Below are 14,173 nucleotides of genomic sequence, written 5' to 3'. Positions count from 1 at the left end.
GCAAGCTTTTTCAGGCGGTCGGCGGCAGCGTCTTGAGCCAGGCGGCGAAGCGCCCGCGGGCGTTGCGGCAGGGCGAGGCGGTGTTGAACTGAATCATCCGCCCGCGCGTCCACTTGTCGTACCAGGGGCGGCCGTACAGCGCCTCGTCGGAGTAGCTCTCCACCAGCGCCTCCACTTGGCGTTGACTGTCGTCCAGCAGCGCGCATAGCCGCGCCCAGTCTCCGATTCCTTGGTAATCGCGGTAGAACTTCTGCGCCAGCAGGCCCAGTTGGTTCCAGCGGTAGCCGGTGTCGGGAAAGTCTATCGGCAAGCCTTCCCGCTCCAGCCGGTGCCACTTCAGCACCAATGCCTGCCAGCCCAGCAGGTAGGCCAGCAGGTCCGCCGCGCTCATCTGGCTGTTCTTGGCGTGTCCGTCCAGTTCCTGAATGAAGGTACGCTCCGGCGGCACCCGCGCCAGCACCGCGCGCAAGCGCCGGTATTCGTCCCGCATCGCCGCCAGCAAGGCCGCCTTGTCCGCCGGTACCGCCATCGTCGCTCTCCCAGACTGGCCCGGTGCAGCGCCGGGTTTCGCTCCCAGCTTAACGCCGGCTGGCCAGCATGCCGCTGACGATGATCAAACCCATCGCCGCCAGGCTGGCGGCGCTGAGCGGGTCGCCCCACAGGCCGACGCCCAACAGGGTGGAAAACACCACGGTCAGATAGGACAGATTGGCGGCCAAGAGCTTGCGTCCCACTTTATAAGCGCGGGTCATCGCCAATTGGGCGATGGTGGCGGTGGCGCCCAGGCCCAGCAGCAGCCAGGCGTTCTGCAGCGTCACCGGATGCCAGCTTTCGAACAGCATCAGCAGCAGGCCGCCCAGCGTGGAGATCAGCGCGAAATAGAACACCACCTTCCACTCCGGCTCGCCCTGGCGGCCCAGTTCGCGCACGTGCAGATAAGACCAGCCGGCCAGCAGGCCGGAACCGACGCCGAGCAGGCCGGCCACCCAGGCCTCGCTGGACAGCGTGGGACGCAGCAACAGCACCACGCCGACAAAACCCAGCGCCAGGCCGGCCAACGCCTGCTTGGGCAGGCGCTCGCGCAGCAGCACCACCGACAGCAGCGCCAGGAACATCGGCGAGGTGTAGTTGAGCGTCACCGCGGTGGACAAGGGCAGATGGGCGATGGCGTAGAAATACAATAGCATCGAGACATAGCCGATCAGGCCGCGCTGCACGTGGTAGCGCAGCAAGGGCGTGGCGAAGCGATCGCGCCGCCACAGCGCCGCCGCCCCCAGGGTGACCACGCCCATCAGCGTGCGCCAGAACACCAGCTCGGTGGAGGAGAAATATTCGGCGCCCAGCTTGACGAACACCCCCATCAGGCCGAAAAACACCGCAGCCACCACCATCCAGCCCGAACCCAGGCGCCACTTTGCACTAGTCAAACCACATTATCCTTATTCATTCTTGTTGAACCCTCAAGCCCTGCTTCAACGCAGGGCCGCCATCAGGCCGGACCCCACAATCAGGGCCATCGCCGCCAGCGACCAGGCGCTCAGCGGATCGCCCCACAGCACCACGCCCAGCAGCACGGAAAACAGCACCGTCAGATAGCCAAAGCTGGCCACCAGGTATTTGCGCCCGTCCTTGTAAGCGCGAGTCATCGCCAACTGGCCCAGCATGCCGCAAACGCCGACGCCGAGCAGCGGCAAGACATTATCCGCCGTCACCGCGCTGAAGCCCGGCCCCAGGATGAGCCAAATGCCGCCGAACAGGCTGGAAATAGCGAAAAACCAGAACACCACTTTCCAGGATGGCTCCCCCATCTGGCCCAGCTCGCGCACCTGAAACACCGCGTAGCCGGCGCTGATGCCGGACGTCAGGCCGATCAGACCGGCCAGCCACTGTGCCGAGCTGAAAGTGGGCCGCAGCAGCACGACGATGCCGACAAAGCCCAGCAGCAAGGCCAGCCCGGTGCGCGGCGTCAGCCTGTCCTTCAGCTTGACCACGCACAGCAAGGCGAAGAACAGCGAGGAGGTGTAATTCAGCGTCACCGCGGTGGACAAGGGCAGCCGGGTCAGCGCGTAGAACAGCGCCACCATGGACGCATAGCCAACAAAGCTGCGCTTGATGTGGCCGCGCCAATGCGGCGTCAGCGGCGATTGCCGCCGCCAGGCCATCGCCGCGCCCAAGGTCAGCGCGCCGATGGCGGTGCGCCAGAACAGCAGCTCGGTGGAGCCAAAAGTGGCGGCGCCCAGCTTGACGAACATGCTCATCAGCGCGAAGCACAAGGCCGCCACCACCATCCAGCCGGCGCCCAAGCGGCCCTGGCGCAAACGCCGTCCCAGCGTCAGCGCGCCGTCGCGCCAGGCCGGCGTCATCGCTTCAGCCATTCCAGCGACAGGCAGATGGACTCCATCTGACGGCGGTAAGTCTTGAATTCGGACGCGTTGGCGGTGCAGCGCGCCTCGGCCACCCGCTTCTTGTCGCCCAACTGGAACACGTGCAGATTATGGCGGACGATCCACAAGCGGTTGGACACCAGGCGGCCGTCGCGGTATTCGGTGACCAGCCGGCCGTTGCGGCTGTTGCTGCGCACGAAGTTGGCGGCTTCGCGGTCGCCATCCTCGCGGCGGTATTTCTGCGCCAGCCGCGCCAGCGTGTCGCCGCGCCCGGACTTGCGCGCGATGATCTGCACATCGATGGCGGCCCGCTCGCGCTGGTCCGCCTTGGGCGGCACCACCCGCAGCACGCGCTGGCCATCCACCACGCTGGGCCGCACCTTCCAGCCCGGCGGGACGTTGAAACGCACCCGGCTGGCGGCATCGGCATAGACGGCGGCCTGCGCCAGAGGGACCTGCAAGACCAATAACAAGGGCAAACAGCGAAAAAGCGTTTTAAGCATGGAATCGGGCAAACCAGAATAAGAAAGGCGCGGACCCCGTCCGCGCCTTCGCATTATGACACCGCAAGCCGCAGCTTAACCAGCCAGCGCCGCGCCCATCTTGCCGCGGTAGAACTCGTGGAAGTGCTGCATGCCTTCCTCGGTGGGCGATTGGTAAGGCCCCACCTCGCTTTCGCCGCGCAACCACAGCGCGCGGCGTCCTTCGTGCATGCGGTAGCAGATCTCGTCGTCTTCCTTGGCGGTTTCGAAATAAGCCGCCTGCTCCGCCTCGATGAACTCCGGCTCGAACCACACCACGTCCTCCGGGTAGTAGAACTCGGTCAGCACCGTGCACTGCTCCGGGCCGCGCGGCATCACCACGCTGACCACCAGCACGTGCGGATACCACTCCACCATGATGTTGGGGTAGTAGGTCAGCCAGATGGCGCCGAACTCCGGCTGCTGGTCGGCGTAGCGGCGGCGGACTTCCTCGTGCCACTTGCCGTAGACACGGGAGCCGGAGGTGGCCAGCTTGTTCTTCACGCCCACGGTCTGCACATGGTATTGCGCGCCCCACTCCCATTTCAGGTCGCCGCAATCGACGAAATTGCCCAGGCCGGGGTGGAAGGGATCGACGTGGTAATCCTCGGAATACACTTCGATGAAGGTCTTCCAGTTGAAGTCGTACTCGCTCAGATGGCTGGAGTGGTAGGCGTAGCCGTCAAAGCGCATATGCTTGGCCACGCCCAGGTTTTCCAGATCGCGCGCCACATCGCGGCGCGCGTCGAACAAGAGGCCGTTCCAGCGCGTCAGCTCGGTCTGGTTCAGCTTCAGGCACGGCGTTTCCGGGAAATGCGGCGCGCCCAGCAAGGCGCCCTCGGCGTCATAGGTCCAGCCGTGCAGATTGCAAACGATATGGTTGCCGTTGCCGCGGCCTTTATAAATGATGGCCTGGCGGTGACGGCAGACATTGGAGATCAGCTTGATCCGGCCATCCACATTCTTGAGCATCTTGCCGTGGCCCATCCAGTCCAGGGTCTGATAATCGCCGGCGTTCGGCGTCATCAGCTCATGGCCATAGTAGATGGGCGCGTCTCCAAACAGCAGCCGCTGTTCCTGAGCGTAATAGGCAGGATCGAAATAGGTATAGACGGGTAGCTGAGCAGCAGAAGCTTGAAGCAACTGCGCGGAAGCCAGATCAGACATTATTCCCACACCTCCGTGGTAGAAGATATAAGACCAGCCGAATCTCGCTTGAAACGAGTTTGCGGGACTATCAAAAACAATCAACAAAAACAAGGCCGAACCTTGCGACAGAGGGGCGGATTATGCCCCCGCCCCCCCACCGGGGCAAGCCTTTCCTCTCTCGCGTCAGCGGGTTTTTGGCGCAAAAACATCAGCTTGCGCGATCCAAATAATATTTGGAATGATATTTTTGATAGAAATCAACGCTTTATCAATAACATTGCATTGCAACATTAGAGTCGGTTAATTCGCGGTGCTATAATCGCCGCCATGGTCGTCGCCCTTGCGCGCCAGGCTTGGCGCCAACGCCCCATCTGGACTGTAGCCGATGTGCGGCCAGTTGCAATGAGCGCCGCGCAAAACCAGCCGCAGCCATGTTTCGCGCCAGTCGCGCCCCTGCGCTGACGCGGCAGTCCGGCAATGCTATACCGATTGGAATGCCTAGGCGGCGCCGGCGGGAAAACCCTTCCCGCCGCCACGGCCGCCTGCGCGGCCGCCATGGCGGAAAAATGCGGATTTTTGCTCAAATGCCCAATTTAATGATCTCGCGCGTGTTGCGCCTACAGCCAGCCTTGCCGCCTTGTCGGTTCGCGGCAGTCTATCGCGCCCGCTCCCGCCGCGCGCCACAGGAAAGCCTCTGAAAACATGCAAACCTTCTTCCTCGCTCCCATCGGCTTCAATGCCGGCCTGACCTCGGTGGCGCTGGGCGCCATTCACAGCCTGGAACAGGCCGGCCTGCGCGTCGGCTTCGTCAAGCCCATCGCCCAGGGCGCCGACCCCAAGGAGCCGGAGCGCTCCACTCATTTCGCGCGCGCCATCTGCCGGCTCAACCCGCCGGAACCGATTCCGATGGAGCGGGTCGAGCACCTGCTGTCCAAGGGTCAGGTGGATCAATTGATGGAAGAAGTGGTCAGCCTGTACCAACAGGCGGCCAATCAGGTGGACGTGGTGCTGGTGGAAGGCCTGGTGCCGGACCAGAAGCAGGTGTTCTCCACCTTCCTCAACACCAAGATCGCGCGCAATCTGCAGGCGCAGACCATCCTGGTCAGCGCCGCCGACAATCTGGCCAGCCATGAAATCGCCGAGCAACTGGAAATGAGCATCCAGGCCTTTGGCGGCGGCCAGGGCGGCCAGATCGCCGGCTACATCCTCAACCGGGTGCCCAAGGACCAGGACGCCCAGGGCATCGCCACCGAGGTGCTGGAGAGCAGCAGCCTGATGAAAAAGGCGCGGCTGCCGATGCTGGGCGCCATTCCACACGAGCCGGAACTGCTGGCGCCACGCACGCTGGACGTGGCCAATCACTTGAAGGCGCGGCTGCTGCACGCCGGCCAATTGACCAGCCGCCGCGTGCGCACCATGGTGGTGACCGCCCGCACCGTGCCCAATATCGTGCACCTGCTCAAGCCCGGCGCGCTGATCATCACCCCGGGCGACCGCGAGGACATCGTGCTGGCCACCGCGATGGCGGCGATGAACGGGGTGCCGCTGGCCGGCCTGTTGCTGACCTGCGATTCGATGCCGGACCCGCGCATCATGCTGCTGTGCCAGCAGGCCTTCACCAGCGGCATGCCGGTGATGGCCAGCGAATCCAACACCTTCGATACCAGCAGCGCGCTCAATAATATGAGCTTGCAAGTGCCGTCCGACGACCGCGAGCGCATGGAACGCGTGATCGAATTCGTCGCCGAGCACCTGAACGTGGCGCCGCTGAAGCAATACATCGGCACGCCTCAGGAACTGCGCCTGCCGCCGCCTGCCTTCCGCTACCAGTTGATGGAAAAGGCGCGCAAGGCGAATAAACGCATCGTGCTGCCGGAAGGCAACGAGCCGCGCACCATCCAGGCCGCCGCCATCTGCCACGAGAAGGGCATCGCCCGCTGCGTGCTGATCGGCCAGCGCGCCGAAATCCTGCAAGTGGCGGAAGCCCAGGGCGTGACGCTGCCGGAGTCGGTGGAAATCATTGATCCCAACGAGGTGCGCGGCCGTTATGTGCCGCCCATGGTGGAGCTGCGCAAGAGCAAGGGTCTGAACGCGCCCATGGCCGAACAGCAATTGGAAGACAATGTGGTGATGGGCACCATGATGCTGGCGCTGGACGAAGTGGACGGCCTGGTGTCCGGCGCGGTGCACACCACCGCCAACACCATCCGCCCCGCCCTGCAGCTGATCAAGACCGCGCCGGGAGCCCGCATCGTGTCCAGCGTGTTCTTCATGCTGATGCCGGAACAGGTGCTGGTTTACGGCGACTGCGCGGTGAACCCGGACCCGGACGCCGAACAGTTGGCCGACATCGCCATTCAGTCGGCGGATTCCGCCGCCGCCTTCGGCATTCCGCCGCGAGTGGCGATGATCTCCTACTCCACCGGCTCCTCCGGCAGCGGCTCGGACGTGGAGAAAGTGCGCGAAGCCACCCGCATCGCCAAGGAAAAGCGGCCGGACCTGATGATTGACGGCCCGATGCAGTACGACGCCGCCAGCGTGGAATCCGTCGGCCGCCAGAAAGCACCGGACAGCGCGGTGGCCGGACGCGCCACCGTGTTCGTGTTCCCGGACCTCAACACCGGCAACACCACCTACAAGGCGGTGCAGCGCTCGGCCAATGTGGTATCGGTGGGCCCGATGCTGCAAGGCCTGCGCAAGCCGGTCAACGACCTGTCGCGCGGCGCGCTGGTGGACGACATCGTCTACACCATCGCCCTGACTGCGCTGCAGGCGGAGCAAGGCGAGTCCATCTAAGCCCAGCCTCCCTATCCAACCGCCTGCCGCCCGGCAGGCGGTTTCGCCATTCCGCGCAACAGCGCCCCTCCCCTGTGCCGCCCTGCCCGTTCATGCCATTGCGTTAATTCAAACAATTGTTTTACATTGGAGCGCCATAAGAGCCGCACAACAACAAGCTGCGTCCGCAGCCGCGTCTACAACGCATCAGAGGGGCACTCCATGTCGATTCAAACCATCACCGAATGGTTCATCCCGGACCGCGTCCGCCTATCTCCGGAACAGGCGATCCGCGGCCGCACCGTCGTCGGCGTCGGCCTGCTGGCCGGCCTGGTGGCGCCGCTATTCGCCGTCGAATACCTGCAACTGGGCCACCGCGCGATGGCCGCCGGCATCGCGCTCGGCGGCCTGGGCCTGCTGCTGGGGCCGCTGCTGCTCAAGCTCAGTGGCGCGGTGCGCTTCAGCGCGGAATTCATCACCAGCTGCATGTACGCGATGGTGTGCTGGATGGTCTACGTCAACGGCGGCATCCAATCCACCAGCATCGTCTGGTTCGCCGCCATTCCCTTCACCGCCGTCTTCGTCGCCACCCGCGTCTCCGGCATGGTCTGGCTGGCGCTGACCGTGGCCGCCATCGGCCTGTTCCTATGGCTGAGCGCCCAGGGCCTGCTGCCGGCCAACCCGATTCCCCACGCGGAAATCCCCAAGCTGCAGGCCAAGTCTCTGGCCGGCCTGTCCCTGGTGGTGCTGGCGCTGGCGCTGGCTTTCGACAAGGCCAAGGTCAAAAGCTTCGAGAAACTGGAAAGCGCGCGGCGCGAGGCCGAACAGGCTCAGCAAGCGATGCGGCAACTGATGGCCCAACTGACCCAGTCCATCCAGGCCGCGTCCAGCGCCAGCCGCGACATCGCCGGCAGCACCGGCAATATGGCCGACACCATGGCCAGCCAGCGCGAACGCTCCGAGGACATGGTGGTGATCGCCCAGCAGATGGCGGTGGTCACCAGCCAGAACGCCGAGCAATCGGTGACCGCCACCCAATTGGCCCATACCGCCGGCCAGGCGGCCTTGGGCGGCGGCGCGGCGATGGACCAGGCGGTGCGCCAGCTGAGCAAGGCCGGCGAGGTGATCGCGCTGGCTTCCGGCCGGCTGGAACAATTAGGCGAACGCAGCGCCGAGGTCAGCGGCATCGTGCAACTGATCCGCGACATCGCCGACCAGACCAATCTGCTGGCGCTCAACGCCGCCATCGAGGCGGCGCGCGCCGGCGAATTGGGCCGCGGCTTCGCGGTGGTGGCCGACGAGGTGCGCAAGCTGGCCGAGCGCACCCAGAACGCCACCTTGGACATAGAGCAGAAAATCCGCCTGATCGTCGACGGCACCAATCAAGCGCTGCTGGCGATGCGCGACGGCAATCAGCAGATGCAGGCCGGCCGCGACAACTCGCTGGACGCCCAGCGCAAGCTGTCCGGCATCATAGGCGAAACCGGCGAACTGGCCAGCCTGCTCAGCCAGATGTCGCAGGCGGAAGCCAATCAGAATCGCGGCTTCGCCCAGTTCGCCAGCGACATCACCGCGGTGGGAGAATCCACGCGCAGCCTGTCCGGCGAAACCCAGGCCATCGCCGACGCCATCGCGCGGCTGGACCATTTGCTGGAAGATCTGGGCCAAAGCGCGCGCCATTTGCACACGCAAAACGCCGCGGCATGAAAAACGCCGGCCCTGGGCCGGCGTCGTCCTTTGGACTGGCGAACGCCCTTACTGCGGCAACTCGCTATTGCTGAACACCTCCAACTGCACCTGCTTGACGCGCTTGTCCGCGGCCAGGCGCTGCTGCAAGGACAGCAGCTCGGCCTGGGCCGGCGCGTCGAACACCACCACGCTCTGGGTGCGGTAACGCACGCTCAGGCTGTGGTCGCGCGCCACCGCGGCCTCGTCGCGCGGCGAAGCCAGCTTGACCATCACCACGCCGCTGGCCTTGGACGGCGCCACTTCGCCCTCCGAGCGCAGCACATCGCCGCGCTTCAGCGTCACGCCGCCCTCGCTCGCCGCCGAGCGGGCGCTGACGCCCAGCGGCAGCTTGCCGGCCGGAGCCGCCTGCTTGTAATAAGTCTTGCCGTTGATCACCAGCGGCTGGCCGTCCGGCTTCTGCTTGAAGGACGGAACGTCGGCGGCCTGGGCCGCGGCGGCCAGCGCCAGCAGGCCGGCCAGAATCAGGGAATGTTTCATCGTTATGCTCCTTTGTGGCCGATGAAGCGGATGGACCAAGACCGCAGCGTGCCGGTGGCGTTGGGCAGGCTCAGCGTGCGCTGGCCTTGACCGTCGCGGTAGTCATAGAAGTACTCGGCGCCATTGGTGTCGATCACGCGCAGCCGCCATTGGCCGCGCGCCGATTCGCCGTAGAAGTGGTTGGACAGCAGACGCTGCTGATTCAAGCCATAGTTTTCATTCACCAGGCTGGTGCGCGGCGACAGCAGCACCGAGCGGGTGCCGGCCGGCGAAATCAGCTCCACCGCCAGGTCGTTGGCGCGGCCGTGCTGCGCGTCCACCAGCACCTGCACCGCTTCCACCGTCAGGTCATCGGCATGATTGTACGCGCTCTCCACCCCGGCTTCATTGGCGTCGGGAATCGCCTTCATCACCGACACCGTCTGCCAGCGCGTCTTCTCCAACGCCGTCAGCGGCGTGTGGTTGCGGCCCAGTTCCACCGCCTTGTCCACGTCGATCAGGCCAAAGCCGTAGAACGGGTGGAAAGCGAGGCCGGCGGCGTTGTTACGCCATCCCGGCAAGGCCTGGTAGCTGTGCGCTCCGCCCTTGGCGTCCTTGAACGCTAGCGTTACGCCCGGATGGTTGGCATCCACCTTGCGCGCCGATTTGATCAGCAAGTGGCGCACATCGCGCGCGCTCAGATTGGGATACGCCGCCATCAGCAACGCGAACGAGCCGGAAGCCGCCGGCGCCGCGGCGGAGGTGCCGTTCATGGTGCCGCGATAATCGCAGTTCGGGTCCAGCGTAGTGCCGCCGTGCAACTGATTGGTGGACGGACGCAGCGTGGAGTTGGAACCGCGGTCGCAACCCACCAGATCGGTGGTCACCATCGCCGGGCTGGCGGTGCCGTACTCGCCGCCGGGCGAGGTCAACAGCACGTTGGCGCCCACCGAGGAGTAGGACGAGCGCACGCCGTCGGCGTTCAGCGCCGACACCACCACGTTCCAGTAGTTGCTGTTGTCGGTGGTCAGATTGGAATCCTGCATCGGCAGGCCGTCGTTGCCGGACTTGGCCAGGATGTAAGTGGGCTTGCCATCGCTGCCGGTGCCGGACTGGAAGCTGCTGAAAGCATTGCCCGCCGACTTGACGAATACCGCGCCCTTGCCGCCGTTGCTGCGCAGGCTGACGTCCTCGTGCGCTTCGTCGCGCACCCGCAGCGTCATATCGGTGTCCGGGTTGCCCGGAATCGAGCGGATCGCCGAACTGCCATAGCTCTGGTTGAACACCCGGGAGCTGGTGGACGACTGGCCGGCGCCATCGCTCGACGATTTTCCGTGCGACAGCATCCAGCCGGCGGTGGTTTGCGCCTTCAGCCAGTTGAAACCGTTCAGGCTGGCCGACGGCGCCACGCCGCGGCCGCCCAGATTGTTGAAACCCACCGCGGCGGCGATGCCGGCCACGGCCGTGCCGTGGCTGTCGGTGGCCAGGCTGGGGGTCGGGTCGTCGCTGTTGTTGGCCAGGTTCTTGGAACCGGGCACCACATTGCCCGCCAGGTCCGGGTGGCGGATTTCCAGGCCGTCGTCGATGACGGTCACCGTCACGCCGCGGCCCAGGATATTGCGCGAGTGGCTGAGCGCCAGGTTCAGATCAATGCCGGCCACGCCGCCGCGTTGCGAAAACGCGTTTTGCCCTGTGTTTTGCAAGAACCATTGTTGGGAAACCAGCGGGTCTCCCGGCTGCAAGGGCGTGGCGGCCTGGCCGGCCAGGGACGCCAGGGCCAACGAAACCGCGCCCACCGTGATATGGATACGCATTGCATCTCCTAAGTGTCGAAACTACGGTCGATTGAGAAAAACCGCCGTGAGTCCGGGGCTGCCACCCCATCGCTCCCGGCCATCCGCAGCCACCTGCCAGCGGCCGCGAAATCGCGTGGCCCCGCCGCCCGCGCCTGCCATCGACACCTGGACTCGATGTCAAACCCTGCCAAACGCAAGCCGGCGGCGCCAATGCCGGCCCGCCAAGCGACGGACGAAGCGGAGATTCCATCCGCCTTCCTTTCGCAACATTGCGTACCGGCCAATGCAGTGAACCATCAAAAGCATAAATGCCAAAGTCCTAGCAATTTTGATCGTATATAAAATTTTCATAATGCAAAATGCAATAATTCCCATTTGCAAATATGACATAAGCCCGTAACAAAACAGATAAAACCCGGTCTAAATCAACCGCTTACTCACCAAGCCGCCGACAGGGACAGGCACTTGGCCCACGCCGGGCAAGTGCGGCGCGGCCGGCTTTCGGCCATGGGCAAGGTCAGGATTTGTCAGACAAAAGCGCTGAAAAGGGAAAGAAAAGGAACAAAAAAAACGCCCCGGACGGGGCGTTTTGATTGGAAGGCGATGCCGGCGCGGGTTTTAGTCGCGCTCGCCGGCGAAGGCCAGCAGCAATTGCAGCAAGCTGGTGAACAGATTGTAGATGCTGATGTAGATCGACAGCGCGGCGGAAATATAGCTGTCCTCGCCGCCATCCACCACCACCTTGACCTGCCACAGAATCATCAGCGAGCTGAACAGCGCGAAAGCCGCGGAGATCATCAGTTGGAAAGCCGGCATGCGCAGGAAGATGTTGGCCACCACCGCCACCATCAGCACAATCGCGCCCACGGTCAGGAAGTTGCCCAGGCCGCTCAGATCACGCTTGGTGGTGGTGGCGATGCCCGCCATCACGAAAAACACCAGCGCGGTGGCCGCGCCCGCGGTCATGATCAGCTGGCCGCCGTTGGAAAACTTGAACGCCAGTTGCAGCAAGGGCCCCAACAGCAAGCCCATCAGGAAGGTGAAGCCCAGCATCAGGAACACGCCGGCCGAGCTGTAGCGGTTTTTCTCGATGGCGAACACCAGGCCGTAAAACACGGCCAGGATCGCCAGCATGCCGATGATGGGGCTGCCGGCCAGGAAGCCGAAATTCATATTGGTGCCGACGATGGCCCCCATCACCGTGGGGATCATCGACAAGCCCAGCAAACCATAAGTATTGCGAAGAACCTTATGGCGTACCTCGGCCATACCGGTCGTCTGATAAGCCGTCTCAAGGTTCGGGTGCATAATTAAGCCTTTCTCCAAAGGGATTTTTATCAAATTGTACCGACAGTGACAGCCGCCGTGGCAATAAGTTTCCCGACGGCCCGGCTTGCGCCTCGCAAACGCTTCGGGTATTCTTGCACTCCCTTGCAAATGAGGGCTTTCGGTCTAATTTGCAAGCGGCATCAAAGCGAAAGTGGCGGAATTGGTAGACGCACTGGATTTAGGTTCCAGCGCCGCAAGGCGTGAGAGTTCGAGTCTCTCCTTTCGCACCATTAAATCTGTTAAGCCTCAATAACTTACTGATTTCAAAGGCCATTCCAGGCCAACTGCTACAGTTGTGTGCTACACTTGGCCCCATGCCAGACATGCCTAAGCATACCAATGTACTCCGCCGCACAGGCTCTTCAGTCTACTACTTCCGCATCACGATCCCTACTGATTTACGCCCCCATTTCAACGGCAAAAAAGACGTGTGGCGCTCACTGCAAACACGAGACCTCCGAGAGGCGAACCGCCTTGCCGCAAGAATACGCGTGGAGTGGGACGATCAGTTTGCCGAACTTCGCGCCAAGGACAAGGCCACTGTAGTCGTAGCCCTCTCAGACGATGACATAAGCCGCATCATTCATATGCACCAATCTCGTATGATGACGTTCGATAGCGAGTTACGATCACAGGGCCTGGACAACGCGAGATATGAACAACTAGGAGACGATCTCTCCCGGCTGGATCAAGATGCACGTGCGGCCATCGCTCGAGGAGACACTTGGTCAGTTGTAAATGCCCTTGAAGACAGCCTCCGCTTTGAAGGCATCGAGTTGGATACAAGCTCTGTCGACTACAAGAGGCTCGTCTCAGCCGCATCCAAGGCATACAAACGCACCGTAGATGCCTTGAAAGCCCGCCACGAGGGCGAAGTAGTCGACGATGTGCCTATGCCCTCTTTGGCCCCTTTACAGGCTAGGGCGGCCATAGCCAGCAAGGGAGCGCCGACTCTAGTAGATATTCTCAACAAATACCAAACCGAACGGAAGCTGAAAAGCAAATCATTTGACGATATGCTTCAAGTGGTTAACCGTTTTCATGATTGCATCGGCACCCTACCAGTCAAGCAGATACTTAAAGCACATGGCCTCAAGTACAAGGAAGCCCTCTTGCAGAAAGGCCTCTCCGCCAAAACGATCAATTCCAAGCACCTGGCGTTCTTGAAAACGCTACTGAATTGGGCTGCACAAAACGATTACATCGAACAAAACCCCATCGCCTCCGTCCGCGTCGTAGTCGGAAAAGTTCAAAAAGAGTCGCGGACCTCCTATGACCTGAAGGCACTCCAAGCTATCTTCAACAGCCCGATCTACGCCACCGAAAATGCACGGCCTGTAGCTGGCAAGGGAGAAACAGCTTTCTGGCTGCCGCTGTTGGGCCTATTTACGGGAGCAAGGCTAGAAGAGCTGGCTCAACTCAAAGTATCGGACATTGTTAAGGATAGCCTAGGGCGGCATATTCATATCACGGACAGAGACGATGAAGGTTCAGTGAAAACCAACGAGTCAAGGCGTCGAGTTCCTCTTCATTCGGAACTGGAACGAATGGGATTTGGCAATTACCTAGAGACACTGCCTCCCACTGGATACCTATTCCCAGAATTAACGCCCGACAAATATGGAAAGCGTTCATCTCTATGGTCACAGTGGTGGGGAAAGTGGTGTAGAAAGCAATTAGGAATTACAGACAAGCGCATGGTGTTTCACTCATTCCGGCATAGCTTCAAGGACATATGCAGAGAAGCTGAGGTAGATGAAGAAACACACGATGCCCTCACCGGCCACACTAACTCATCAACATCTAGGAGCTATGGGTCTGGAACCTACCCATTGAGTCCACTATTTGTTGCAATCGGCCAATTAAATTTCAAAAACATAGGACTATCACATATCTCTTGGCAAAGATCATACTGAGCACGATTGTGTTTTTCTGTTCAATAGCACAAAAGCCAAAGACAGGCGCTGAAGTTACACCTCGTTAGGTAACATCAGTGCCTATCTTTTAAAAGAAT

The 14,173-nt window shown here is 62.2% G+C and carries 11 protein-coding genes and 1 tRNA gene; 4 read left to right on the top strand and 8 right to left on the bottom strand.

The genetic code is table 11. The features are described 5' to 3' along the window. Positions 1-10: 10 nt before the first annotated feature. The 5 genes from VI26_RS00440 to VI26_RS00420 form a co-directional block, all read right to left on the bottom strand. Entirely contained in the window at positions 11-529 is a 519-nt protein-coding gene (locus tag VI26_RS00440; protein WP_048407771.1) for a ClbS/DfsB family four-helix bundle protein, read from the bottom strand. A gap of 49 nt (positions 530-578) precedes the next feature. Continuing rightward, complete coding sequence (locus VI26_RS00435; protein ID WP_082150802.1) at positions 579-1,391, bottom strand: DMT family transporter; 813 nt, start codon at positions 1,389-1,391, stop codon at positions 579-581. Positions 1,392-1,472: 81 nt separating this feature from the next. Beyond that, complete coding sequence (locus VI26_RS00430) at positions 1,473-2,363, bottom strand: DMT family transporter (RefSeq protein WP_048407769.1); 891 nt, start codon at positions 2,361-2,363, stop codon at positions 1,473-1,475. After that, a complete protein-coding gene (locus VI26_RS00425; protein ID WP_231460977.1) occupies positions 2,360-2,845 on the bottom strand; it encodes a hypothetical protein in 486 nt (161 codons plus the stop codon). The genes VI26_RS00430 and VI26_RS00425 overlap by 4 nt, the downstream gene beginning before the upstream one ends. Before the next feature lie 117 nt (positions 2,846-2,962). Beyond that, entirely contained in the window at positions 2,963-4,072 is a 1,110-nt protein-coding gene (locus VI26_RS00420) for an aromatic ring-hydroxylating dioxygenase subunit alpha (RefSeq protein ID WP_048407768.1), read from the bottom strand. Between the two features lie 684 nt (positions 4,073-4,756). Here VI26_RS00420 and pta point away from each other — a divergent pair. Both pta and VI26_RS00410 read left to right on the top strand, forming a co-directional pair. Beyond that, positions 4,757-6,850 carry a phosphate acetyltransferase gene (gene pta, locus VI26_RS00415; protein WP_048407767.1) on the top strand — a complete coding sequence of 698 codons (2,094 nt, stop codon included), beginning with the start codon at positions 4,757-4,759 and terminating at the stop codon, positions 6,848-6,850. 201 nt (positions 6,851-7,051) lie between these two features. Then, entirely contained in the window at positions 7,052-8,536 is a 1,485-nt protein-coding gene (locus tag VI26_RS00410) for a methyl-accepting chemotaxis protein (RefSeq protein WP_048407766.1), read from the top strand. A gap of 48 nt (positions 8,537-8,584) precedes the next feature. Here the strand turns inward: VI26_RS00410 and VI26_RS00405 are convergent, their stop codons facing one another. The 3 genes from VI26_RS00405 to VI26_RS00395 all read right to left on the bottom strand — a co-directional run bounded on the left by VI26_RS00405 (position 8,585) and on the right by VI26_RS00395 (position 12,138). Continuing rightward, positions 8,585-9,055, bottom strand: a complete 471-nt coding sequence (locus tag VI26_RS00405) for a hypothetical protein (RefSeq protein WP_048407765.1) — start codon at positions 9,053-9,055, stop codon at positions 8,585-8,587. Positions 9,056-9,057: 2 nt separating this feature from the next. After that, complete coding sequence (locus tag VI26_RS00400; protein WP_048407764.1) at positions 9,058-10,848, bottom strand: S8 family serine peptidase; 1,791 nt, start codon at positions 10,846-10,848, stop codon at positions 9,058-9,060. 600 nt (positions 10,849-11,448) lie between these two features. Then, positions 11,449-12,138, bottom strand: a complete 690-nt coding sequence (locus tag VI26_RS00395; RefSeq protein ID WP_048407763.1) for a Bax inhibitor-1/YccA family protein — start codon at positions 12,136-12,138, stop codon at positions 11,449-11,451. Between the two features lie 166 nt (positions 12,139-12,304). Here VI26_RS00395 and VI26_RS00390 point away from each other — a divergent pair. Both VI26_RS00390 and VI26_RS22980 read left to right on the top strand, forming a co-directional pair. Further along, positions 12,305-12,389, top strand: a tRNA-Leu gene (locus VI26_RS00390). A 93-nt stretch (positions 12,390-12,482) separates the two neighbouring features. Beyond that, positions 12,483-14,075: a site-specific integrase gene (locus tag VI26_RS22980; RefSeq protein WP_197081328.1), complete on the top strand. Its 1,593-nt coding sequence runs from the start codon at positions 12,483-12,485 to the stop codon at positions 14,073-14,075. Positions 14,076-14,173 lie beyond the last annotated feature (98 nt).

The sequence above is a fragment of the Chromobacterium sp. LK1 genome (assembly GCF_001043555.1).
In the GTDB taxonomy this organism is placed as follows: domain Bacteria; phylum Pseudomonadota; class Gammaproteobacteria; order Burkholderiales; family Chromobacteriaceae; genus Chromobacterium; species Chromobacterium aquaticum.
The sequence above is the reverse complement of the archived record's forward strand: the minus strand, read 5'-3'. Positions and strand labels throughout refer to the sequence as shown.